The sequence below is a fragment of the Pseudarthrobacter sp. NS4 genome, from assembly GCF_024758005.1.
Classification (GTDB): Bacteria; Actinomycetota; Actinomycetes; order Actinomycetales; family Micrococcaceae; genus Arthrobacter.
The window spans coordinates 1,402,834-1,426,566 of the sequence record NZ_CP103288.1 but is presented as its reverse complement, the minus strand read 5'-3'; the positions used below and the strand labels follow the sequence as shown (position 1 = coordinate 1,426,566).

Sequence of the window (23,733 nt, the reverse complement as noted above, 5' to 3'; positions counted from 1 at the left end):
CTACTCGGCTGCGGCTTCCCCGGCGGCGGGAGCCTCGGCGCCTTCAGCGCCCTCGGTCTCTTCTTCCGCGACGGTGGCCTCGGAGATGTTGATCACGAGTGCCTCGGCGTCGGTCAGCAGGGCGGAGCCCTTCGGCAGGACCAGGTCCGAGGCGTGGATGTGCTCGCCGGCGCCGCGGCCTTCGATGCTGACCTCGACGGCCTCGGGCAGGTGGGTTGCCTCAGCTTCGAGGGACACGACGGTCAGTTCGAGGTTGTGAACGGTGCCGGGGGCGGTTTCGCCGGAAACGTGAACCGGAACGTCAACGGTAACCTTCTCGCCCTTGCGGACGGTCAGGAGGTCGATGTGCTCGATGATCTGCTTGATCGGGTCGCGCTGCACGTCCTTGACCAGGGCCAGGTGTCCTTCGCCGTTGATGTCCAGGGACAGCAGGGCGTTGGCGGTGCGGACAGCCAGGGTGGTGGCCTTGGCCGGGAGGGTGACGTGGATGGGCTCTGCGCCGTGGCCGTAGATCACGGCGGGGATCAGGTTGGCCATCCGGGCGCGGCGGGCGTAGCCCTTGCCGAATTCGGTGCGCAGTTCTGCTGCGAGCTTCTGCTCAGACATGGAAATCTCCTTGAAAACTAAACGGTGTTCAGCAAGGGCGGAGGTCTGTTGCGACCTTCAACGCCGGGCGGCCCGGAGGCGGCCCTTTCAAGAAGGCAGCCCTTCGAATGAAGGGCAGATCAGACCCAGTCGATAACGGAGACCTGCCAGCCGGTTTCCCGGTTGCTCTCCCTCGCCAAGGTATCGGTGAACAGCTTACCAGCGCCGGGCCCGTTTACTGAAAACGTCCCCACCGGTTCCCTGGCCTCGCAAGCTCGCCCAGGGAACCCTGCCGGCGTGGGCCCATCGCAGACAACGGCGTCAGGCGTTGCCGTCGAACAGGCTGGTGACGGAACCGTCGTCGAACACTTCACGGACGGCGCGCGCGATCAGCGGGGCGATGGAGAGCACCGTCAACTGTGGGAACCGCTGGGAACCGGTGAGCGGAAGGGTGTTGGTGACCACTACTTCACGGGCACCGGATTCCGAGAGGCGCTTGGCAGCGGGATCGGAGAAGACTGCGTGCGTGGCCGCGATGATGACATCTTTTGCTCCGGCGTTCTTCAGCACCTGGACGGCACCGGAGATGGTTCCACCGGTGTCAATCATGTCGTCGATCAGAACGCAGGTGCGCCCCTCAATCTGGCCAACCACGGTCTTGGAAACGGCCTGGTTCGGCACGGTAAGGTCGCGCATCTTGTGCACGAAGGCGAGCGGCGCGCCGCCCAGCCGCTCGGCCCACTGCTCCGCGACGCGGACCCGTCCGGTGTCCGGGGAGACAACAGTGACGTTTTCGGCGTCCACGCGGGTGCGGATGTAGTCAGCGAGCAACGGGATGGCCATGAGGTGGTCCACCGGGCCGTCGAAGAAGCCCTGGATCTGCGAGGTGTGCAGGTCCACGCTCATGATGCGGTCGGCGCCCGCTGTCTTGTAGAGGTCGGCCACAAGCCGGGCGGAGATAGGTTCGCGGCCGCGTCCCTTCTTGTCCTGGCGGGCGTAGGGGTAGAACGGCGATACGACAGTGATGCGCTTGGCGGACGCACGCTTGAGGGAATCGATCATGATCAGCTGTTCCATCAGCCAGTTGTTCAGTGGTGCCGGGTGCGCCTGGATGACGAAGGCATCGGTGCCACGGACGCTTTCCCCGGCGCGGACGTAGATCTCACCGTTAGCGAAGTCGTAGGCATCCACCGGCAGCAGCTCAGTACCCAGTTCCTTGGCGATCTCCCGGGCCAGCTCGGGGTGGGCCCGCCCGGAGGCGAGCACCAGCTTCTTTTCGCCGCGCGCCGTAATCTCGCTCATTATTACTTGCCCTCTTCTGTAGATGCCGGGGTACTTGAGGAATCTGTGCTGGCCGCCTGGGCCAGTTCCGCGGAGCGGGTTCCCGGCCTGTTGGCGGGCACCCAGCCTTCGGTGTTGCGTTGCGCTGCGACGCTCAGCGCCAGCGCTCCCGCCGGCACGTCCTTGCGGATCACCGCGCCGGCGCCGCTGTAGGCGCCGTCCCCCACGGTGACCGGGGCAACAAAAACGGTGTTGGAGCCGGTGCGGACGCCGGAGCCGATCACAGTCCGGTGCTTCTTCTCGCCGTCGTAATTGGCGGTGATGTTTCCACAGCCGATGTTGGTGTCCTCGCCGATTTCGGCGTCGCCGGCGTAGCCGAGGTGGGACAGTTTAGAGCCGCGTCCGATGGTCACGTTCTTGGTTTCGTAGAAGGCACCGATCTTGCCGCTTTCGCCCAGGACAGTGCCGGGACGGAGGTAGGTGAACGGGCCGACGGCGGCGCCGGCGCCTATCACCGACCCGGAACCATGGGTGCGGAGCACCTTGGCGCCCTCGCCCACGGTGACGTCCGTGAGCGTAGTGTCGGGGCCAACGACGGCGTCCCTCGCCACGCTGGTGGTGCCGTGGAGTTGCGTGTTGGGCAGGAGGCGGACGTCCTCGTCGAGCGTCACAGTGGAATCGATCCAGGTGGTTTTCGGATCCACCACGGTGACACCGGCCCGCATCCACGCCTCAACCGTGCGGCGGTTCAGCTCGGCACCAAGGGCGGAGAGCTGGACGCGGTCGTTGGCGCCTTCCACCTGCCAGCGGTCAGCAGTGACGACGGCGGCAATCCGGCCGCCTGCTTCGCGCGCCAGGCCCAGCACATCTGTCAGGTACTTTTCACCCTGCGAGTTGTCCGTGGTGACATGGGTCAGCGCGTCGCGGAGGACGGCTGCGTCAAAGGCGTAGATGCCGGAATTGACTTCCCGGATAAGCCGCTCTGTTTCGGAGGAGTCCTTGTGCTCACGGATGCCGGTTACTGTGCCGTCTTCCCCGCGCAGGATGCGGCCGTAGCCGGTGGCGTCCTCCAGGACGGCCGTCAGGACGGTGACAGCGTTGGCTTCCTTCTCGTGGGTGGCAACAAGTTCAGCGAGCAAATCACCGGAGAGCAGCGGGACGTCGCCGTAGGTCACCACCACGGTGCCCGTCAGCAACTCTTCGGCATCCAATACCTGGAGCGCCGCTTCAACAGCACGGCCGGTGCCCGGGATCTCGTCCTGGTCAACGATTACGGCCGCCGGATCCAGTTCGGCGAGGTGGCGCGCCACCAGGTCCCGTTCGTGGCGGACCACAATGGCGAGCTGCCGGGGGTTGATGCTGCGGGCTGCAAGGATTGCATGCCCGACCATCGACCGGCCACCAATCTCGTGGAGGATCTTGGGGGTACGTGACTTCATCCGGGTGCCGGCGCCTGCCGCCAGAACGATTACGGCGGCCGGGGCCTTCTCGGGGATCACGTACGGGCTCTCCTTGCATCGGTTTACGCTGGCGCTTGCGGTGTCCGGCCAGTCTGCCGGCGCGGCACCGAGTGTCATCCTACTGAACTCCTCGCACAGCAGTTCCGCCCATAGGATTCGAACCTATACTCCACGGCTCCAAAGGCCGGGGTGCTGCCATTACACCAGAGCGGACCATGCCGAAGGCGTAAGGCCCGGGCACAAGTCCCTATTTTGCCATGTGTTCAAGGCGCCGCGCGACACGGGCCCGCCGCACCCTGTCCGTGGCCCCGGAATCCCGCTCCGGACCGGTAAGGCATGATGGAAATGTGAGCAACAACCCTCCGCGGACGCGGATGACCGGACTTCAGCGCCGGAGCCAACTGATCGACGTCGGGCGCGGCCTCTTCGCCGTCCGTGGACTGGATGGCACCACCATCGAGGAAATCGCCGCCTGCGCGGGAGTGTCCAAGCCGGTCATCTACGAGCACTTCGGCTCCAAGGAGGGGCTTTACACACAGGTGGTGGACTTTGAGTTCCATATCCTGCTGGACGCCATCAATGCTGCCCTTACCCAGGAGGCCAAGCCGCGCGTCCTGGTGGAACGGGCGGCACTGGCGCTGCTCACCTACATCGAGGACCGCACCGACGGGTTCCGGATCCTGATGCGGGACGCACCGCCGTCGCAACCCGAGGGCGCCTTTTCCACCCTGCTCTCCCACGTCACAGCCCGGGTGGAACACATCCTCTCCGATGAGTTCTCCCGCCGGGGCTTCAGCGGCGAGGACGGCGCAATGTATGCACAGATGCTCGTAGGGATGGTGGCCATGACCGGCCAGTGGTGGCAGGACAGCCGCCAGCCCGACAAGCACACCGTCGCCGCACACCTCGTCAACCTGGCCTGGAACGGCCTCACCGGCCTCAAGAAAGACCCTGAGCTTAAGTCTGAGGGGTAAGTACTCCCCCGGCCTTCGCAGTGCAGGCGTACGGTCACCTTCGCGGTCGGCCGTGGTCACGTTCGCAGGGCAGAGACCCTTCGCCGTCGCTTAGACACAACGCATAGGTGTCGTTGCGGTCGCTGGGCGACCTCCACGCCACGATGCGCGACTACACGAAGGCCCCCTGCCCCGCTATTGCCCATCTTCCGTTCGGCGTCTGGCTACGCGGTTGGGACGCCTCCTGTTTCCCAGGCGATAAGGTGACGTACCGTCGTTGGAGGCGGTCCTGTCGGAAGGACCCGCACGACTCTTGCCGTTCCTTCGTTCCAGACGTGATCACGCTGGGAGCGGACGCTAGCTTCCGGAGGCGGTCCTTCGGAAAGTCGCGCATCGCGGGACATCGGAACGCGGAGTCGCCCAGCGACCGGAGCGCTCCCTATGTCCTGTGTCTAAGCGACGTCGAAGGACCGCCTCCGGAACCTAACCAAGGAGGAGGGAAAAGGGACTACTCGCCGAGGACCTCTACTGCTTCGAGCCATTCGAGTTCGAGGGCTTCGCGTTCGCCGGCCAGGTCCTTGAGTTGCCTGTTCTGTTCGGCCAGGGCGTCGAAGTCGGACGCCTCGGTGCTTTTCAGCATCTGGTCGTGAAGCTTCTTCTCGGCCTGCTCGAGCTTGCCCAGCTGGCGCTCGATCCGGTTCTTGGCCTTGCGGGCGTCCCGCTTCTCCGCCTCTGACGGGCCTGATGGAGCCGGTGCTGCCGCCGCGCTGCCGCTGGTGACCGGGTTTCCGCCGCCGGTGACCGTGGAGCCGGCAAGGGCCGACTCACGCAGCTCCAGGTACTGGTCCACGCCGCCGGGCAGGCCGCGGAGCCTGCCGTCGCCGAGCAGGGCCATCTGGTGGTCGGTGACCCGCTCGAGGAGGTAGCGGTCGTGGCTGACCACAACCAGGGTGCCGGGCCAGCCGTCCAGGACGTCTTCCACTGCTGCGAGGGTATCGGTGTCCAAATCGTTGGTGGGCTCGTCGAGCATCAGCACGTTCGGCTCGCCCACGAGCAACCGCAACAGCTGGAGGCGCCGGCGCTCACCGCCGGAGAGATCCTTGACGGGCGTCCACTGCTTCTGGTTGGTGAAACCGAGTTGTTCCACGAGCTGGCCGGCGGTGAATTCCTTGCCGCCCACGTTGAAGGACCTCTTCTCGCGCTCGATGACCTCGATGACGCGCAGGTCGGCCACGTCGTCGAGCTCCTTGACCTCCTGGGTGAGCACTGCGGTGACAACCGTCTTGCCCCGCTTGACCTTGCCGGCGTCGGGCTGGATTTCACCGTTGAGGAGCTTCAGGAGGGTGGTCTTGCCGGCACCGTTGACACCCACCAGCCCAAGGCGTTCGCCGGGAGCCAGCCGGAGGGTGATGTTGTCGAAAAGTTTCTTGCCGTCGTCGCTCCCCTGGAAGTTCAGGGACACGTGCTCAAGGTCCAGCACGTCTTTGCCCTGGCGGGCGGTGGCCATCTTGCTGAGGGCCATGGAATCCCTGGGGGCGGGAACGTCCGCAATCAGGGCGTTGGCGGCCTCGATCCGGAACTTCGGCTTCGCGGTACGGGCCGGAGCCCCGCGGCGGAGCCAGGCGAGCTCCTTCTTGACCAGCTGCTGCCGCTTGCTTTCCATGACCGATGCCGAGCGGTCCCGTTCAGCGCGGGCCAGGACGTAAGCGGCGTAACCGCCTTCAAAGGGGTCAACGATCCCGTCGTGGACTTCCCAGGTCTTGGTACAGACCTCGTCAAGGAACCAGCGGTCGTGGGTGACCACCAGGAAAGCCCCCTGGTTGGCACGCCATCGGGTCTTGAGGTGCCGCGACAGCCAGGCAACACCCTCGACGTCGAGGTGGTTGGTGGGCTCGTCGAGCATGATGACGTCGTGGTCCTCGATCAGGAGCTTGGCCAGGGCTACCCGCCGCTTCTGCCCGCCGGAGAGGGCGTGGACGTTGGCGTGCCAGTCGACATCGGACACCAGTCCGCCCATGACCTCTCGGATCTGCGGGTTCCGCGCCCACTCATAATCCGCCTGCTCCCCCACAATCGCCGCCCCGACGGTCAGGTCGCCGTCGAGCACGTCACTCTGGTCCAGGTAGCCCACGTTGACGTCGCCGCGCTTGGTGACGCGTCCGGAGTCGGGGGTGGAACGCAACGACAGCAGCCTCATCAGGGTGGACTTGCCGTCGCCGTTCCGGCCCACCATGCCGATCCTGTCACCCTCCTCGAGTCCCAGGGTGACGCCGTCCAGGACGGTGCGGGTTGCGTAGGAAACCGTGAGGTTTTCGCCGCCAAGAAGGTGTGCCAAAGGGAACTGCTTTCTGATGGGATGGAACGTTGCTAGATATGGGTGTCGGAGACTATGCGTGCCCCGGGAACCGGGCCGTGGACGGCGATGGCATCCAGGCCGTAGCGCCGCAGGTCTCCTGCCAGGCCGTCCGCGGCTACGGAGTCATCCGTGAGCAGCGCCACAGTGGGGCCGGAACCCGACACAATGCCCGCGATGGCTCCGTGGGATTCGCCAATCCCAAGCGTATCCCGCAGCGATGGCGCAAGTTTAATGGATGCACGCTGGAGGTCGTTGACGAGGACGCGGCTCAGGGCTTCGGCGTCGCCGCTGCGCAGAGCCGTAAGGATAGCGGGATCCACGCCGGTGGGTTCGGCGGCCGTGACGCCTTCAGCCTCGCGCAGCCGGTCCAGGGTGCGGTACACCTCTGGAGTGGACAGGCCGTAATCCGTCGTCACCAGGACCCAGTGGGTCTGCGCCTTCGCCAGCGCCGGGGACAGCTTGTCGCCGAGGCCCAGGCCAACTGCCGTGCCGCCCAGGAGGGAGAAGGGGACGTCGGCGCCGAGCTCGGCGGCCAGATGGGCCAACTCCTCCCGGGAGAGGCCGCTGTTCCACAGGGCGTCGCAGGCGAGGAGCGTCGCGGCGGCATCAGCCGAGCCGCCCCCCATGCCTCCGGCAACGGGCACCCGCTTGGTGATCTCCAGGTGCACCCCGGTGGCGTGTTCGGAGACATCGGCCATGATGGCGGCTGCTTTGCAGGCCAGGTTGTTGCCGTCCAGGGGTACGTCGACCGAGTCCAGGTCCAGGGTGCTGTCCCGACTAAGGCTCACCGTTATTCCAGGCGTTTCAGTGCTGGTGGCGGCCACTTCTTCGTAGAGGGAGACCGCCAGGTAGACGCTGGCCACCGAGTGGTAGCCGTCGGAACGGAGCGGGCCGACGTCCAGGGACACGTTGACCTTGCCCGGTGCCTTGACCCGGACCGTCCGGGCGGTGAACCGGCCTGCAGCGGCGCTCACGGCCTGGCTTCCTTCGCTTCGGCGATCCTGGCGAACGCGGAAATGTCAATAACCTCGCCGCGGGCAGTGGGGTCGACGCCGGCCGCCACCAGGCAGCGCTCAGCCTCGGGCGCTCCCCCGGCCCAGCCGGCCAGGGCGGCGCGGAGCGTTTTTCGCCGCTGCGCAAAGGCGGCGTCCACCACCGCGAAGACCTGTTCGCGGGTGGCAGTGGTGACCGGCGGCTCGCGTCGGGTGAAGGCAACGAGGCCGGAGTGGATCTTCGGCGCCGGCCAGAAAACGTTCATGCCGATTACTCCGGCCTTGCGCATGTGGCTGTACCACGCCGCCTTCACGGACGGGACGCCATAAGTTTTCGAGCCGGGCCCTGCGGCCAGGCGGTCCGCGACCTCATTCTGGACCATGACCAGTCCGTGCTGCAGGCTGGGGAAGTACTGCAGCAGATGCAGTACCACTGGCACCGCAACGTTATAGGGCAGGTTCGCCACCAGGGCGGTGGGCTGGACAGGGAGTGCGGTGACCTTCATGGCGTCGGCGTGGACCAGGTGGAAGGTGCCTGCCGCGGACGGCCGCCATTCCTTCACCGTTTCGGGGAGCTTTGCAGCGAGCACCGGATCGATTTCGACGGCGACCACGGAGGCTGCGGCGTCGAGCAGCCCGAGGGTCAGGGACCCGAGCCCGGGTCCCACCTCGAGCACTGTTTCCTCCGGCCCGACGCCTGCGGCAGCCACAATCCGGCGGATTGTATTGCCATCGATGACGAAATTCTGGCCCAGGGTCTTAGTGGGCCGGATACCGATTTCCTCCGCCAGCCGGCGTATGTCGGAGGCACCAAACAACGGTGCGGGCGCGGCGGGGATTGGTTCAGTCACCTAGGTATCCTATCCCGCGCGCCGGATCCGCCCGGTCGGCCGACGGTCACCGCCCTCCTTGTTAACGGCTGCGGCCGGGCCCGGAAAATCCGGGCCCGGCCGCAGCGTGCGTGGTGGCAGCTCCTGGTCAGCGGCTCGCTGCCCAGCCGCAGCCCCAGGGCTGCAGGCCGCGCTGTGCATAGACGCGGTTGGCGATGTCAATCTGCTGGGCCTTTGATGCAAGGCTGGCGTTGGGGGCATAGGCTCCGCCGCCGGCCCCGATCCATGTCTGGATGTCGAACTGCAGGCCGCCGTAGTAACCGTTGCCCGAGTTGATGCTCCAGTTCCCGCCGGATTCACACTGGGCAATCTTGTCCCACATGGCCTCGTTCATCATGGCCGGGGCAGCTGCGCCGGTGTTGGTGCCCGCAGCGGCAGCCGCAGCGGGAGCGGGAGCTGCCTTTGCGACAGGCTTCGGCTTGGTGCCCACCGTGATCTTTTCAGTTACAGGCTGCACCGAGACAGTCTCCGAAACCAGTGTGCGGGAGGCTTCGCGGCCGTCCACCAGGACCAGTTTGAAGGTCTTTTCCACCTTGCCGGCGGCACCGGCCTGGATGACTTCCTTTTCACCCTTCAGCAGCTCGGCGCTTTCCGTGGTCACCTTCTCGAAGGGTATGTCCTCGGTGGTCACTGCGGTCTGGGCGTTGTCCACCCGGGAGACCTTGATCACCATGTTGTTCACCACGTGTGCGTTGGCAGGCTGGGAAGTGCGGTCGTTGGCGCCGAGGGTGAGACCGCTGTCTTCCAGCACCTTGCCCACGGTGGCTGCCGTGGTGGTGGCGGTGTCCACCTTGCCGTCGGCAACGATGCTGACGGTCTTGGGGGTGGATATGGAAACAAATGAGCCGGTCACGGCCAGCTGCGCATCCTTGGGAACGGATATCGAGGATGCGCTGGCCACGCCGAGCTCAGTCACCAGGCCGGCTACGTCCTGGGAGGTGGTGTTGACTGTTTTTTCCGCCCCGTCAAGGCTCACCTTGACCTCTTTGGCCTGGTTGACGTTGATGACGGTGCCGTTCTGGACCGAAGCGTCAATGGACGGGGAGACCCGGTCGGTGGGCTTGAGCTCCAGGTTGGCGCTCTTCACAACCTGGCCTACGGTGCCACCGAAAGTCTGCAGTGATGTGACTTTGCCATCGACATTGAGCGTGACGGTTTTGTTATTACCGACGAAGGCCACGAGCCCCACAACCAGCGCGCAAAGCACCAGGAGCTGGGCGCCAACCTTGATAAAGCTGAACTTGCCGTCCGTTGTGAAGAACTTGACCACGATTGCCCATAACTTTAGGTCTGTCCGGGCACGGGGATCGCGCAATAAAATGCCCGGTACCACCGTGAACAGGCAGTCCGGGCACCGTTGCGCCGCCACACTCCGCGCAGGGGCCAGGCCGGAACCAGGTCCCGGCACGAGTGCTGCAGAAGAAGTGAAATTACCCGATGGCCTTCCCCGACCCCGGCTAATAGTTGTCCACTGTAACCGTAGCGTTATAAATGGACCAACAAATTTGCATACCAGGTATTCGCCACGCGCTACGGGAAAGCCGCTTCGTTACACCCAGGATCCGTAGGCCCGCACGGTATTATCGCTGATTCCGGCGCAGAGCGAGCCGAGGTCGGTTTCTGTCAACTCGGCCATTGCACGCACAGTGTAGGGAACCATGTAGCTTGCATTCGGGCGGCCCCGGTGCGGGTGGGGGGTAAGGAACGGAGCGTCGGTTTCCACGAGGACCAGGGCGGGATCCGCGACAGCGAGGGCAGCACGCAGGTTCACGGCGTTCCGGAAGGTAAGCGTCCCGGCAAAAGACATCCACCAGCCCTCCTGGTTGCAGGTCCTGGCCAGTTCCTCATCGCCTGAGAAGCAGTGGAACACCACCCGCTCCGGCGCGCCCTCCTCCCGCAGGACCTGCACCACCTCACTGTGCGCATCGCGGTCGTGGATCTGCAGTGTGAGGTCCAGGCGCTTTGCAATGTCGATGTGGCGCCGGAAGGAGTGCTTTTGGTGGGCCAGGCCTTCTCCTTCAGTACGGAAGAAGTCAAGCCCGGTTTCACCAATGGCGCGGATCCGGGGGTGGGCTGCCAGCCGTTCGATTTCGGCGAGCGCCTCTTCCAGCTCTCCCCGGGCGGCATAGTGGGGGGCATCATTGGGGTGCAGCGCCACGGCCCCAAGGAGCCGATGGTCCTGGTCCACCGCCTGGACTGTAAAACGGGAGGACTCGAGGTCACACCCCACTTGGACGGCTCCCTGGACGCCCACCGCAGCCGCCGCATCGAGGGCGGCCTGGATTCCTACGGGCGCCTTCCCGTTGGGAAAGTCGAGGTGGGTGTGGTTGTCCATGACGGGTACCGGCAGGGGTTCCGGGGCGGGCGGGAACTCCCGCTTCCGGCCGTTACCTTCGTCCGTGGAATCATCGGCAAGGGGGCTGCGGTAAGCGTCGGGAATCAGCGGATTGCACATCCGTCCAGCCTAACCGTGGCTGGTACCCCCATATTTGTCGGAACTCTCTGTCAGCTGCGGCAGTTGTGTTAGTACTCTGGTACGAACACATGCGAACGCCCACCGACGGGCGAAGGCAGGCTTGCTGTCCCGTCCAGGTGAAACCCGGGCTGAAAGGTTGCCGATGGAATCCCACGGACTTACTGCCAATGATATGAGCGCTGCTACCGGTAGCCTGGCGGGCCTTCCCGATCCCGTGAGCCACCTGAATGGACACCGCCCGTCGGCGATGGACGGTGAGTCTTTCCATGCTGCAAGCCAGCGCATCCTGACAACGGTTAACACGGTGATCGACGGGAAATCGGATGCTGCCAAACTGGCTTTGACTGTCCTGCTGGCCCAGGGCCATCTGCTGCTCGAGGACGTGCCGGGAGTCGGGAAGACGCTCTTGGCCAAGACTCTGGCAAGGACCATTGACTGCACCGTCAACCGCATCCAGTTCACCCCTGACCTCCTGCCCTCCGATGTAACTGGCGTATCCATCTACAACCAGGCGTCCAGGTTGTTCGAATTCCGGCCCGGCGCCGTCTTTGCCAACATCGTCATCGGCGACGAAATTAACCGCGCCTCCGCCAAGACCCAGTCTGCGCTCCTGGAATGCATGGAGGAGCACCAGGTCACGGTGGACGGCAATACCTACAAGCTGGATGAGCCGTTCATGGTTGTCGCCACCCAGAACCCAATTGAGATGGAAGGGACCTATCCGTTGCCGGAGGCGCAGCGGGACCGTTTCATGGCGCGCATTTCCATGGGCTATCCGGACAAGGACGCCGAGATCGAGATGCTCGAAACCCATCAGTCCGCCTCGCCGTTGACAAGGGTCTCGGCAGTGGCCGCCACGGCTGACGTAGCGGCCATGATCGTTACTGTCCAGCAGGTCTACGTGTCGCAGTCAGTCAAGGAGTACACCGTGTCCGTGGGCAGGGCCACCAGGGAAAGCCCGTTGCTTCGCTTGGGCGCGAGCCCCCGTTCCATGCTGCAACTGCTCCGGGCCGCGAAGGCCACCGCCGCCCTTGACGGCCGCGACTTCGTCTTGCCCGACGACGTGGGCCATATCGCCGAGGCCGTCCTGGCGCACCGGATCATCCTGGACCGAAAGGCCGCCGGCGCGGGCGAGACGCCGCACAGTGTCCTTCGGGGCATTATGTCGCGGCTGCCCGTTCCGCAGAACGCCGCCGACGCCATCCGGGTGCCCGCAACCGCCGGCAGGAGCACTGCCCCGGTGGCCGGTCTGGGCAGGAACCGCTAGGCGATCCCATGGCGCTGCTGGACAGACTGCCTCGACACCTCTTCACCGTTCGCGGCTGGGGCATGCTGGGGGCTGGAGTTGCTGCGCTGGCCGCCGCATCCGTCATGGGGCGGCGGGACCTCCTGACGCTCAGTGTCCTGCTGCTGGTCCTCCCCCTGGTGTCCCTGGCCGGCATCCGCCTCGTGAAACCCCGCTTCCGCGTCTACCGCGAGTTCAATCCTTCCCCCGTGGAAACCTCCTCCCCCACTACTGTGCGGCTGATGGTGGCGCGGACGGGAACCGCCAGCGGCCGGGCCACCATGGAGGAACGGTTGCCGCCCCGCTTTGGCGAGTCTCCCGTCTTCCGTTTCCCGTCCCGCTCCGCTGCCGGCGGGACCAGCCGGTACGAATACCACCTGCGCTCGGCCCAGCGGGGCCAGTTCCGGATCGGGCCTGTCACGGCCGAGTTCACGGATCCGTTCGGGCTTTCGCTGCACCGCCAGGCCATTGACGACGGCGACACACTCACCGTGACGCCCGCCGCCGTCGTTCTTCCCCTGACAGGGCTTGCCGGAGCACGGGGAAACGATGGTGTCACTGCCACCAGGATCCGGGCGAACCCCAGCGACGACGACGTCATGACCCGTGAGTACCGCCACGGGGATCCCATGCGCCGCGTCCATTGGGCCGCCACAGCCCGCCATGGTTCCCTCATGGTGCGCCAGGAGGAATCCGTCACCACGCCCGAGGCAACGATCATCGTGGACCATAGGTTCGCGGCCTTCTCCGGCGGGTCGGCTGCTGCCTCGGCGGGACTGGCCGCGCAGGACGGGCATGCCATGGTCACCAGCGAAACCTTCGAATGGTCCGTCGTGGCCGCCATGTCCATCAGCGCCCACCTCGCTGACCGCAACTATGGCCTGCGGCTTCTGGACACCCGGGGGGAGCCGGCGTTCCTGCACTCGCCGTCGGCCCCGCAACCGGAGACGGAGGAATACAGCGGCGCTTTCGGGCTCCAGTCCATTGCCGAGAGCCTCGCCGCCATCCAGCTCAGCGGCCCCCACCAACGGCGCGACAGCAGGCTCAGGGAGATCGTGGCGCGCGACGTCCCGGCCCTGGAGGTTTTCGGTTCCCGGCACGGCAGTGGCCAGGACTCCGGCCCCCCGTCCTTTGACGACCAACTGATGGACAAGTTGTCCGCACACCGCATGCGCGGCCCACTGATTGCCGTGCTCGGAAGGATTTCGCCTGAGGAAGCGCTGGCCCTGGCCCCCGCCGCCGGATACGGGACCAATGCCTTTGCCATCATCGTCGCAGAGAAGCCTGCGGAGTTCTCAACTGTCCTTGAGGCCCTCCGGCAGGGTGGGTGGCGGGCAGTGGCTGTTCCGCCGTCGGTCCCGGTGGCTGCCGCCTGGGGCCAGTTCGACCAGGACGTGGCATTGCCGGCCCCGGCAGCCGAAGTGCGGCGTGGAGCGGGGGTGGCGCGGTGACGATGGCTCCGGCCCGGACTCCGGGGACCGGGCAACAGTTTGGTGCACCGGCAGGGACGCCTGCAGGCAGGGCAAGGGTGGGTGCATTTCCGTGGGCCATGGCTGCGGCCATTGCCGTGGCTGTTTGCGGTGCCGCCCTCGCACTGAACGGTGTGTTACGGGGCTGGGGCTGGTACTGGCCTGTGCTCACCACGGTGCTGGTTGTGAGTTTCACGCTGGCCGGAATGCGTGCCCTGCGGGCCCAACCCCTGCTGGTGACCGCCGGTGGTTTCCTGTCACTGGGCGCCGTCCTGACCCTGACATTCTTCCGCGGAACCAGCCTTCTGGGGATCATCCCCACCGGCGGCACCTTTACCGAACTGGAGCGGCTGATCCGCCGCGCCAGTGAAACCGTTCTTTCAGAAACCGCACCGGTGGCGCCCAACGTGGGGATCGTCATGGTGATCTGCGCGGTCCTTGGTTTGGCGGTCATCCTGGTGGATGCCCTGGCGGTACCCCTCGGCATGCCCGCCGCCACCGGTGTGGGGCTGCTGGCCATCCTGGTGGTGCCGGCCATGATCAAGCCGCAAAGCGTGGGCTTCTGGGGATTCACCGGCGCCGTTGCCGGATATCTCATGATCCTTGCGTACAGCCAGTGGTTCGCCCCGGATGCCCGGACGCAGGCAGATTCCGCGCGCACCCCCGGGCAGGTCCGGCGGGCGGCCTTGACAGGGTCGGCTGCGCTGGTGGCCACCTTGCTGGTGCCGCTGGCCATCCCCGGCTTTGACCGGGGCACGTTCCCGCAGGGCTCCCGGCTTAACCCATGGGGTACCGCTACAGGCCTGAACCCGATGATCACGCTTGGGAACAGCCTGCGGACGCCGGACGGAAGCGGGAGGATTACCTATGCCACCAATGCCCACGTCCCGCTGTACCTAAGGTCTGTCACCGTGGACCATTTCGACGGCGAATCCTGGGGCCCGGATGACCGAAATGCGTCGCGGCTCCCCCTGGGTGGGCAAATCGATCCTGGCTATGCCGTCCTGGCGGAGGAACAGCAGCAGCAGGTCACCGCGATCGACGCCGGGATGTTCAACAGCCCCTACCTTCCAGCGCCGTACGCCCCCGAATCGGTGCGGGGGCTGGACGGGCGGTGGACGTGGGATCCGGCCACCTTAAGCATCAAGGGGGCCGACACCACGTCCCGGCGGCAGGAGTACATTGTCACGTCCTCGGTGCCGAAGCTCTCGGCCGGGCTGCTGGCCCGGTCCTCCGCCGCAGTGCGGGACATCCCCGGGGATTTCACCAGGATTCCGGGCAACGTTCCGGAGATCGTCAGGACCACCGCCGGCGCGGTGGCCGGTTCCGGCACCACTTCGTATGAAAAGGCCATGGCCATCCAGCGGTACCTCCGTTCGGCGGAGTTCACCTACTCGTTGCAGTCACCTGTGCAGGGCGGTTACGACGGAAACGGCCTCTCCGTCCTGGCCGACTTTTTGGAGCAGAAGAGCGGCTATTGCATCCACTACGCATCGGCAATGGCAGTTATGGCACGGCTGGAAGGGATCCCCAGCCGCATCGCCGTCGGCTACGCTCCGGGAAGGCTGACGGGGGAAACAGTCATGGTGCCTGGCCAGGGGCCGCTGCCCGAGTACGAGGTGGACGCCCGTGATGCCCACGCATGGCCGGAACTGTACTTCCAGGGCCTGGGCTGGGTACCGTTCGAGCCCACTCCCTCACGGGGCGTGGTCCCTGACTACGCCTCCGAATCATCTGCGCCGCTTTCCCCGGGTGCAGCCGAAAATAATGACGGCCTGGTTCCGGGGGCTTCTCCGGCTCCCACCCCTGCGCCCAGTGTCACGCCGCTTCCCGTTCCCGGCACAGGCGGCAGCGGTGACGCCGGCGTTCAGGTGCTGCCGTGGCTGCTCGGCGCCGGTGGCGTCCTGGGCGTTGCCCTGCTGGCCGCTTCGCCGCACCTGGTCCGCGCCGCCGTCCGGGTCCGGCGCCTCCGGCCAAGGGACCAGGGAGACGCTGTTCCCCTGGCATGGAGCGAAATGCTGGACCTTGGCACCGACTACGGCGTATCCCCGGACTCCAGTGAGACCCCGCGGGCCTATTCGGCCAGGCTCCGCGGCCATTTGGGGGAGCCCGGCGGGATGGACGGAGCGGCGCACCGGGCCGCGGCCGCACTTACTGCAGGTTTCGAACGGCACAGGTACGGTCCCCCTGTTCCCGCAGATGCCGGGACGGAAGCTGCTGACGGCCGCCAAACGGGGACCGACGCAAAGGGCGCCGACGCTGCAGCGCAGCTCGCTGCCCTGGAATTCTCGTTGCGGGCCAATGCCACACTCCCCCAGCGGCTCCGGGCAGCCTGGCTTCCGCCGTCGGTCATGGGACGCCTGGGGCGGATCCTTGCTGCGCCGTTCAGGGCTGCCGGCCGGGCCATGGCTGCAACGGCAAGAGCCGCCGCCCGCTCCTGGTCCGTTTTTTCACGGTAGGGGCGGACGACGGCTGGAGCCGGCCCGGCGAAGTCAGCCGGTGTCTGCAGGAGTTGCCGGCCGGGGACTGCCGGGCCCGCAAACCCGGCAGGCTATCCGGCGTAGGGGTCGGCGATGCCGATGTACTGGGTGTAGAGGTATTCCTCGATGCCTTCGAGGCCGCCTTCGCGTCCCAGGCCTGACTGCTTGACGCCGCCGAAAGGTGCGGCGGCGTTGGAGATGACGCCGGCATTCAGGCCCAGCATGCCGGTTTCCAGGCGTTCGCCCATCCGGATGCCGCGGTTGAGGTCCTTGGTGAAGACGTAGGCCACCAGCCCGTATTCGGTGTTGTTGGCCAGCCGCACGGCATCGTCTTCGCTGCTGAAGGTGATGATCGGGGCGACGGGGCCGAAAATCTCCTCGGAGAGGATCCGGGTTCCTTCGGTGACGCCGGAAAGGATGGTGGGCTGGTAGAAGTAGCCCGGGCCCTCCACCGGCCCGCCGCCCAGGACCGTCCTGGCGCCGGAGGCAAACGGCGTCGGAGACCAGCTCATGGACCTTGTCCCGGCTCTTGGCATCGATGAGCGGGCCTACCTTGGACTCCGGTTCGGTGCCCCGGGCGGTGGTCATCTCCTTCATCTTCGCGGCGAACTTCTCAGCGAACTCGGCAGCAACTGATTCGTGGACGATGAAGCGGTTGGCAGCGGTGCAGGCCTCACCCATGTTCCGCAGCTTAGCGAGCATTGCCCCTGCGACGGCGGCGTCCAGGTCCGCGTCCTCGAAGACAACGAACGGGGCGTTCCCGCCGAGTTCCATGGAGGTCCGCAGTACGGTTTCCGACGCGTCGGCCAGCAGCCGGCGGCCCACTTCGGTGGAGCCGGTGAAGGAGAGCTTCCGGAGGCGCTGGTCCTTGATCAGCGGTCCGGTGGTGGCACCGGCCGTGGAGGTGGGGATGAGGTTCAGGACGCCCGCGGGCAGCCCGGCCTCCTGCATCACGGCGGCGAACAATTGGGAGGTCAGCGGGGTGAGGTTCGCGGACTTCAGGACCATGGTGCAGCCGGCGGCCACCGCGGGTGCGATCTTGCGGGTGGCCATGGCCAGCGGGAAGTTCCACGGCGTGATCAGCAGGCAGGGGCCTACCGGCTTCTTGGTGACCAGCAGTCGGGACTTGCCGTCCGGGGATACGGAGTAGCGGCCAAAGGCGCGGACGGCTTCCTCGGAGAACCAGCGGAGGAACTCGGCACCATAGGTGACTTCGCCACGGGCTTCGGCCAGCGGCTTGCCCATCTCCATGGTCATCAGGAGCGCGAAGTCTTCGGCGCGTTCGGTCACCAGTTCAAAGGCACGGCGCAGGATCTCGCCACGTTCACGCGGCGGGACCTTTGCCCAGGACTCCTGGGCAGCGGCGGCTGCGTCCAGGGCCGCGGCACCGTCCTCAGCGCCGGCATCGGCGATGCTGAGCAGGACCTTCCCGGTGGCCGGATCCTCGACGTCGAACGTCTGGCCCGAAGCGGCGTCGCGCCACTCACCGTTGATCAGCAGTCCGGTCGGAACAGAGGCAAGAAGCCGGCTTTCGCGGTCCGCGGTAACGGCTGGCTGTGCAGTGACAGTCACGATGACTCCCTCGTCAGTAGGGTTGTTGCAGCCCTGCGGCGCGGCCGGAGTGACCGGGCTCATCAGGCTGATTAACTGTCAGACTACTGCGGGCGTTCGCCCGGGTCTACGCCTCTGCGCACTGCCGAAATGCCGTTGTGCTGTGCAGCTGCACAGCACAACCCGTAGCCTTGCACGTGGTCAACGGGCTGCGAGCACGGCCGAATAGAGCTCCCTTTTGCTCACGCGCACGTCTTCGGCCACAGCAGCCACCGCCTCCTTGAGGCGTATGCCCTGCGACACCAGCTCGTTGACGGCGGCCACGTGGTCCTCCGGCGTACCCGCTTTTTGTTCGGGCGCGCCGCCGAGCACAACCGCGATCTCGCCCCGGACCTCCGTCGATTCAGCCCACTGCACCAGCTCGCCCAGGGATCCCCGGATCACTTCTTCATACGTCTTGGTCAATTCCCGGCATACGGCGACGGGACGCTCCGCACCAAACCGCTCCCTCAGTGCCCGCAGCATGGCTTCAAGCCGGTGCGGTGCCTCAAAGAACACCATGGTCCGCCGTTCCCCGGCGAGATCGGCCAGGCGCGATGCCCGTTCCCCCGCTTTCCGGGGAAGGAATCCTTCAAAGCAGAAACGGTCGGTGGGCAGGCCGGACAGTGCCAGTGCAGTGAGCACAGCGGACGGTCCAGGCACCGCCGTGACCGTCAGTCCCGCCGCGACCGCACCTTCAACAAGCCGGAAGCCGGGATCCGACACGGACGGCATGCCGGCGTCGGTGACCATCAGCAGGGTGCTTCCGGTCCGCACCTGGTCCAGAAGCTCCGCCGTCCTGGTTGCCTCGTTGTGCTCGTGGTAACTGATCACGCGGCCCGCCACCGTAACCCCAAGGCTTTGAACCAGCCGGTGCAGGCGGCGGGTGTCCTCCGCTGCCACGATGTCTGCGGTTCCCAGCAGTTCCACGAGCCTCGCGGAAGCGTCCCCCGTATTTCCGATCGGAGTGGCGGCAAGGACAATTCGTCCTGGCGATGCCGGGCCGGATTCTGGAAGGGTGCTGGGGTTAGGGTCCACGCCACCAGCCTACTGCTGAGGAGGACTGCCAGCCGCAAAAGGTAGCATGGGGCACGTGACGCAGACCTCGACGCGGCCTCCCGGAGCCGGAAACACCGCTCCCGCCGCATCCGGCAAGACCGCGTTGGAGGCGGCGGACAGCGGTGGTGGGGCACAGGCACGAGGCCGCAAACTCCGGCCCTGGATAAGCCGCCCGGAAGAGGCTTTCACCATTGAATCGCTGCAGGCACGGCTTCTGGGAGGCGCCAGGGCGTGGCGCGACTATCCGCCGTCGCTGCGTCTCTGGCTGCTGCTGGTCCCGGTCCTCACGGCGGCCGCCGGAGGAATCCTGCGGTTTGTTCGGCTGGACACCCCGCACAAGCTGGTCTTCGACGAAACCTACTACGTCAAGGACGCCTACTCCTTCCTCGTCAGCGGCTATGAACGCAGCTGGCCGGACAAGGCGAACGATTCCTTCAACGCGGGAAACCCCGCAGTCCTGCTCTCCTCTCCCGAGTACGTGGTCCATCCCCCGGTGGGCAAGTGGATGATCGCCGCCGGGATGTGGCTCTTTGGCCCTGACAATTCCTTTGGCTGGCGCTTTGCAGCGGCCCTGACCGGAACCCTTTCCATCCTGCTTCTGTCACTGATTGCCCTTAAGCTGTTCCGGTCGCTGCCGCTCGCCGGGGCTGCCGGCCTGCTCCTGGCGGTGGACGGGCATCACCTGGTGATGTCGCGGACCTCCCTGCTGGACATCTTCCTGATGTTCTGGATCCTCGCAGCATTCGGCGCCCTGCTGCTGGACCGGGACGACGGCCGGCGCCGGCTCGCCAGCCGGCTGGCACAGGCCGCAGAACGGAACGGCGGGATGCCGCCTGCTGCCGTACTGCTGTCCGGGCCCTGGCTGGGGGTCCGCTGGTGGCGCGTCATGGCGGGCATCTGCCTGGGCCTCGCCGTCGGCACCAAATGGTCCGGGTTGTTCTTCCTGGCCGGCTTTGGGCTCCTTACAGTCTTTTGGGACCTCAGTGCCCGGCGGGTGGCTGGTATCCGGGGCTGGGTCAGCGGCGGCATCATCAAGGACGGCATTCCCGCCTTCCTTAGCATTGTCCCGGTTGCCGGCATGGCGTACGCAGCCGCATGGACAGGCTGGTTCCGCTCGGAGGATGCCTACTTCCGCCACTGGGCTGAAAGCAACCCTTCCCCTGGATGGGGCTGGCTGCCCGACTCTGTCAGGTCGCTGGCCCATTACCACCGGGAGGCGTACACCTTCCATCAGGGCTTGGGGTCCGACCACCCGTACGAGGCCAGCGCCTGGAGCTGGCTGGTGCTCGGCAGGCCTACGTCGTTCTTCTATGAGACCCCGCAGCAAGGCACTCCCGGCTGTGACGTAGACAAATGCACGTCCGCGATCCTGTCCGTGGGCAACCCCCTGATCTGGTGGGCTGCCGCCATCTCCCTGGTGGTGCTCCTGTTCTGGTGGGCGGGCCGGCGGGATTGGCGGGCCGGGGCGATACTGGCGGGCGTCGGCGCGGGCTACCTCCCGTGGTTCCTCTACCCCGAGCGGACCATGTTCTACTTCTACGCAGTGTCCTTCGAGCCCTTCCTTGTCCTGGCGCTGGTCTATTGCCTGGGGCTCGTTCTGGGAAGCGCCGCAGACCCGGCCTGGCGCCGGCGCTCCGGCCTCTACCTCGTGGTGCTGTTCGTGGCGGCGGCGGTCCTGCTCTCAGCTTTCTTCTACCCGGTCTGGGCTGCCGAGACCATCCCCTACGGGGACTGGAAAGTCCGGATGTGGATGCCGTCCTGGATCTAGGGCAGGATTGCACCAGACCCCCGATCGAAGCCGCTCCCGCGGCCTGGCAGCGGAACGGAGACATGCTGTGAGAGAAGCGAGCACTGAACTGCTGGTTGAGCTGGATGCCGGCAGCAACGTCACCGACCTGCTCCTGGAACAACACGCGGCCAACCCTGCCCATGCACTTTACCGGCGCAAAGGGCCCAACGGCTGGGTGGATGTTCCGGCCGGGAAGTTCCTGCAGGACGTGAGCGCGCTGGCCAAGGGACTGATCGCAGGCGGACTGGAACCGGGCGACACCGTGGCGGTCATGTCCGCTACATCCTACGAGTGGACGTTAGTGGACTTCGCCATCTGGTTTGCCGGCGGGGTGACGGTTCCCATCTACGAAACGTCTTCCGCGCGACAGGTGGAGTGGATCATCCGCGACGCCGGGGTGCGCCGGGTCTTTGCGCAGGACAGGGCCACGGTGGAGCTGGTTTCCGGCGTTGTTGCCGGCTCCGCCCCGCTCCGCGACCGTCTTGTGAACGTGGTCAGGATGGATGACGACGGCGCGGCCCCCAACCTTGCCAGCCTCGCCGCTGCGGGGGCCGGGGTCAGCGACGCCGAGCTGGAACGGCACCGGAGCCGGGCAGGGCTGGACGACGTCGCCTCGGTTGTTTACACCTCGGGCACCACGGGCAACCCCAAGGGGTGCGAAATCACGCACGGCAACTTCGCCCTGGTGGCCAGGAACATCGTCGCGTTCCTTCCTGAACTGCTGCGCAAGGACCAGGCGCGCACACTGATGTTCCTGCCGCTGGCCCACGTCCTGGCACGGGCAGTCCAGGTGGTCTGCCTGACGGCGGGGGCCACGCTGGGGCACACCCCGGGAGCGGCGCAGCTCCTGGATGACCTGGGAACCTTCCGGCCCACTTTCCTCCTGGTGGTCCCGCGGATCTTCGAGAAAGTCCGGTCCACGGCCGGGCACAAGGCTGCTGTGGCCGGAAAGGGCCGCCTGTTCAAGGCTGCCTCGGCCGTCGCCATTGGGTATTCGCGGGAACTGGACAGGAAAAGCCGCGGCGAGGGCACCGGCCCCGGCCTGCTGTTGAGGATCCGGCACGGGTTGTTTGACCGGTTGCTGTATCCCCGGCTCCGCCAGGCCCTGGGCGGCCAGGTGGGATATACCGTGTCCGGTGCAAGCCCGCTGGCACCTGAGGATGCGCATTTCTTCCGCGGTGCGGGCATTCCGGTGCTGGAGGGGTATGGCCTCACCGAGACCACCGCGCCGTGCACGGTCAACACCCCGTCACACACGAGGGTGGGATCGGTGGGCATCCCCATCCCGGGCACCACCGTCCGGGTAACCGAAGACGGCGAAATCCTGGTCAAGGGCATCGGCGTCTTCAAGGGCTACCACGGGAACCAGGCCGCAAACGCAGAAGCCTTCGTGGACGGCTTCTTCCGCACAGGAGACCTCGGCAGGCTGGACCCGGATGGCTTCCTCACCGTTACCGGCCGGAAGAAGGACCTGCTGGTCACCGCCGGGGGCAAGAATGTGGCCCCCGGGCCGTTGGAGGAAACCATCCGGTCCCACCAGCTGGTAGACCAGGCAGTAGTGGTGGGCGACGGCAGGCCGTTCGTCTCGGCGCTGGTGACCCTGGACCCGGAGGGCCTGGCCGATTGGCGCTCGGAGCGCGGGCTGCCGCCTCTCCCCCTCCGGGAAGCGATGACCGATCCTGAGGTAACCAAAGCTGTGCAGGAAGCGGTGGATCAGGCCAACCTGCTGGTGTCCAAAGCTGAATCCATCCGCAGTTTCTCGCTCCTGGACGCCGAGTTCACCGTGGAGTCCGGCCACCTGACGCCGTCGCTCAAACTGAAGCGGGCCGCCGTCCTGCAGGACTTCCAGGCGGACATCGCCAGGCTTTACGCCTGATCCGCCTCCACTGGCTCCTCGCGCACCAGGCCACGGCGGCGCCGCGTGGGCCAGGTGAGGACCAGTGTCACCAGCGCCGTCAGCAGCACCAGGCCCGCGATGACAATCCCGGCGTCGATCCAGAACTGGCCGGGGAACAGCCGGATCAGGGTGTCGTCCAGGCTGAAGGTCCAGGATCCGTCCGCAAAGAAGATCCGGTGGAACTCGGTAAAGAACTGCTGCCAGCCCAGTACTGCCAGAGTCCCGAGACCCAGGATGAGGACCAGGGTAATGATGGAACCCGCGAACAGGCCCCTGCGGACCCCGCCCGTGCTCCGCTTCCGAAGGTACAGGACGGCGATGAGGCCCAGCAGGAGCAACAGCGCACCGGCGCCGAAACTGGAGAGGATCACGGTCTTGACGTCCGCCATGTGGCTGACTTCAGCGTCCTTGAACAGTTTGTCCCCGCCGCGGTTTACCAGGTCCCCAAGATACCCGGGACCAGCCCAGTTGCTGAGGTAGTCGACGGCGTAGGAGCCGTAGGTCATGCGGTCGTCCGTGCTGAAGCCGTACCCGTCCCCGGGAAAACCGGGGCGGTTGTATTCCACCCACAGGAACAGCGGGCTGGTGACTGCCCGCACGGCAAGGACCAGGAGCACCACGGGGAAGGAGATGGCGAGCAGGACCTGCATGACGCGCGGGGCGACCGGTTTGGCGTTGGCGGCGCTCTCGCGCTCGGCGTTGCGGCGCTCCACCTCCTCCTCCGGGGGGCGTACGTGCAGCGCGGATGTGGGCAGCGGCTCTCTGAAGACCGGTGAACGGTCATGGCTGGAAGACCCGGAGTTCGACGGCGGGACAGTCTCCGAGGGCGGGACCACGCCGGAGGGCCCTGCGGCGGCCTCCGCGGCTTTCCGGTCCGCCCTGCTTTCCGGTTGGGGGCTCATGCGCGGCTTCGGCTCCCCCGCTTCGGATTCCCCCATCACAGGGGAGGACCCGGTTGATGGGGAAGAACCCGTCGCGGGTGTAGAGCCCGCCGGACCGGACGGAGCCCCGGCGGGCGAATTGCCGGCGTCAGGCCCGGCAGCGCCCTTCTTCGCAGGAGTCAGCCAGGAAAAAGCGGGCTCGTCGGAGTCCGCGGACGTGTCCAGGAGAGGTTCCGGCTGCGGCGCGGAGCTTTTGGCGCGGGCCGGTGTTTCGTCTTTCACAGCAGCGT

General features: G+C 66.3%; 16 protein-coding genes, 1 tRNA gene and 1 pseudogene. 6 read left to right on the top strand and 12 right to left on the bottom strand.

The annotated features are described in order from the left end of the window. The 4 genes from NXY83_RS06690 to NXY83_RS06675 all read right to left on the bottom strand — a co-directional run bounded on the left by NXY83_RS06690 (position 1) and on the right by NXY83_RS06675 (position 3,539). A complete protein-coding gene (locus NXY83_RS06690; protein WP_258805301.1) occupies positions 1-606 on the bottom strand; it encodes a 50S ribosomal protein L25/general stress protein Ctc in 606 nt (201 codons plus the stop codon). A gap of 300 nt (positions 607-906) precedes the next feature. Further along, positions 907-1,887, bottom strand: coding sequence for a ribose-phosphate diphosphokinase (locus NXY83_RS06685; protein WP_258805300.1), 981 nt, complete (start codon positions 1,885-1,887; stop codon positions 907-909). 2 nt (positions 1,888-1,889) lie between these two features. After that, on the bottom strand, positions 1,890-3,365 hold the full coding sequence (gene glmU / locus NXY83_RS06680) for a bifunctional UDP-N-acetylglucosamine diphosphorylase/glucosamine-1-phosphate N-acetyltransferase GlmU (RefSeq protein WP_258805299.1): 1,476 nt from the start codon (positions 3,363-3,365) through the stop codon (positions 1,890-1,892). A 102-nt stretch (positions 3,366-3,467) separates the two neighbouring features. Continuing rightward, positions 3,468-3,539 (bottom strand) — tRNA-Gln (locus NXY83_RS06675). Between the two features lie 134 nt (positions 3,540-3,673). Here NXY83_RS06675 and NXY83_RS06670 point away from each other — a divergent pair. Continuing rightward, on the top strand, positions 3,674-4,300 hold the full coding sequence (locus NXY83_RS06670; protein ID WP_258805298.1) for a TetR/AcrR family transcriptional regulator: 627 nt from the start codon (positions 3,674-3,676) through the stop codon (positions 4,298-4,300). 487 nt (positions 4,301-4,787) lie between these two features. Here NXY83_RS06670 and NXY83_RS06665 read toward each other — a convergent pair whose 3' ends face one another. The 5 genes from NXY83_RS06665 to NXY83_RS06645 all read right to left on the bottom strand — a co-directional run bounded on the left by NXY83_RS06665 (position 4,788) and on the right by NXY83_RS06645 (position 10,972). Further along, positions 4,788-6,614 (bottom strand): ABC-F family ATP-binding cassette domain-containing protein, encoded by a 1,827-nt coding sequence (locus NXY83_RS06665; RefSeq protein WP_258805297.1) that lies wholly within the window; start codon positions 6,612-6,614, stop codon positions 4,788-4,790. Positions 6,615-6,646: 32 nt separating this feature from the next. Beyond that, positions 6,647-7,609, bottom strand: a complete 963-nt coding sequence (locus NXY83_RS06660; protein WP_258805296.1) for a 4-(cytidine 5'-diphospho)-2-C-methyl-D-erythritol kinase — start codon at positions 7,607-7,609, stop codon at positions 6,647-6,649. Then, positions 7,606-8,478, bottom strand: coding sequence for a 16S rRNA (adenine(1518)-N(6)/adenine(1519)-N(6))-dimethyltransferase RsmA (gene rsmA / locus NXY83_RS06655; RefSeq protein ID WP_258805295.1), 873 nt, complete (start codon positions 8,476-8,478; stop codon positions 7,606-7,608). Before rsmA ends, NXY83_RS06660 begins: the two co-directional genes overlap by 4 nt. Before the next feature lie 127 nt (positions 8,479-8,605). Beyond that, the gene (locus NXY83_RS06650; protein ID WP_258805294.1) at positions 8,606-9,787 is read right to left on the bottom strand and encodes a resuscitation-promoting factor; all 1,182 of its coding nucleotides are present in this window, start codon (positions 9,785-9,787) and stop codon (positions 8,606-8,608) included. Between the two features lie 279 nt (positions 9,788-10,066). After that, positions 10,067-10,972: a TatD family hydrolase gene (locus NXY83_RS06645; RefSeq protein WP_258805293.1), complete on the bottom strand. Its 906-nt coding sequence runs from the start codon at positions 10,970-10,972 to the stop codon at positions 10,067-10,069. Between the two features lie 193 nt (positions 10,973-11,165). Between NXY83_RS06645 and NXY83_RS06640 the strand changes: the two genes are divergently transcribed. From NXY83_RS06640 to NXY83_RS06630, 3 genes are read left to right on the top strand one after another with little or no spacing between them, the layout of a single operon-like run. After that, complete coding sequence (locus NXY83_RS06640; RefSeq protein ID WP_258805292.1) at positions 11,166-12,260, top strand: AAA family ATPase; 1,095 nt, start codon at positions 11,166-11,168, stop codon at positions 12,258-12,260. Between the two features lie 8 nt (positions 12,261-12,268). Then, complete coding sequence (locus tag NXY83_RS06635) at positions 12,269-13,729, top strand: DUF58 domain-containing protein (protein WP_258805291.1); 1,461 nt, start codon at positions 12,269-12,271, stop codon at positions 13,727-13,729. Continuing rightward, positions 13,726-16,206 carry a transglutaminaseTgpA domain-containing protein gene (locus NXY83_RS06630; protein WP_397427569.1) on the top strand — a complete coding sequence of 827 codons (2,481 nt, stop codon included), beginning with the start codon at positions 13,726-13,728 and terminating at the stop codon, positions 16,204-16,206. Before NXY83_RS06635 ends, NXY83_RS06630 begins: the two co-directional genes overlap by 4 nt. A gap of 92 nt (positions 16,207-16,298) precedes the next feature. On the opposite strand, the pseudogene NXY83_RS06625 reads toward NXY83_RS06630, so the two are convergent. Together NXY83_RS06625 and rsmI are read right to left on the bottom strand one after the other, a co-directional pair. Next, positions 16,299-17,799, bottom strand: a pseudogene (locus NXY83_RS06625) (NAD-dependent succinate-semialdehyde dehydrogenase). A gap of 180 nt (positions 17,800-17,979) precedes the next feature. Beyond that, positions 17,980-18,855 carry a 16S rRNA (cytidine(1402)-2'-O)-methyltransferase gene (gene rsmI, locus NXY83_RS06620; RefSeq protein WP_258805290.1) on the bottom strand — a complete coding sequence of 292 codons (876 nt, stop codon included), beginning with the start codon at positions 18,853-18,855 and terminating at the stop codon, positions 17,980-17,982. 46 nt (positions 18,856-18,901) lie between these two features. Here rsmI and NXY83_RS06615 point away from each other — a divergent pair, with 46 nt between their 5' ends. Together NXY83_RS06615 and NXY83_RS06610 are read left to right on the top strand one after the other, a co-directional pair. Beyond that, a complete protein-coding gene (locus NXY83_RS06615; RefSeq protein WP_258805289.1) occupies positions 18,902-20,644 on the top strand; it encodes a dolichyl-phosphate-mannose--protein mannosyltransferase in 1,743 nt (580 codons plus the stop codon). 67 nt (positions 20,645-20,711) lie between these two features. Further along, positions 20,712-22,541: an AMP-dependent synthetase/ligase gene (locus tag NXY83_RS06610; RefSeq protein WP_258805288.1), complete on the top strand. Its 1,830-nt coding sequence runs from the start codon at positions 20,712-20,714 to the stop codon at positions 22,539-22,541. Here NXY83_RS06610 and NXY83_RS06605 read toward each other — a convergent pair. Beyond that, the gene (locus NXY83_RS06605) at positions 22,532-23,725 is read right to left on the bottom strand and encodes a TIGR01906 family membrane protein (RefSeq protein WP_258805287.1); all 1,194 of its coding nucleotides are present in this window, start codon (positions 23,723-23,725) and stop codon (positions 22,532-22,534) included. The genes NXY83_RS06610 and NXY83_RS06605 overlap by 10 nt on opposite strands. Between the last annotated feature and the right edge of the window lie 8 nt (positions 23,726-23,733).

What these genes read in the sequence shown, in the direction of transcription:
- NXY83_RS06635 (WP_258805291.1), top strand. Translation starts at nt 12,269, where the DNA reads ATGGCGCTGCTGGACAGACTGCCTCGACACCTCTTCACCGTTCGCGGC.
- NXY83_RS06615 (WP_258805289.1), top strand. Translation starts at nt 18,902, where the DNA reads ATGGGGCACGTGACGCAGACCTCGACGCGGCCTCCCGGAGCCGGAAAC.
- NXY83_RS06640 (WP_258805292.1), top strand. Translation starts at nt 11,166, where the DNA reads ATGAGCGCTGCTACCGGTAGCCTGGCGGGCCTTCCCGATCCCGTGAGC.
- NXY83_RS06685 (WP_258805300.1), bottom strand. Translation starts at nt 1,887, where the DNA reads ATGAGCGAGATTACGGCGCGCGGCGAAAAGAAGCTGGTGCTCGCCTCC.
- NXY83_RS06645 (WP_258805293.1), bottom strand. Translation starts at nt 10,972, where the DNA reads ATGTGCAATCCGCTGATTCCCGACGCTTACCGCAGCCCCCTTGCCGAT.
- NXY83_RS06690 (WP_258805301.1), bottom strand. Translation starts at nt 606, where the DNA reads ATGTCTGAGCAGAAGCTCGCAGCAGAACTGCGCACCGAATTCGGCAAG.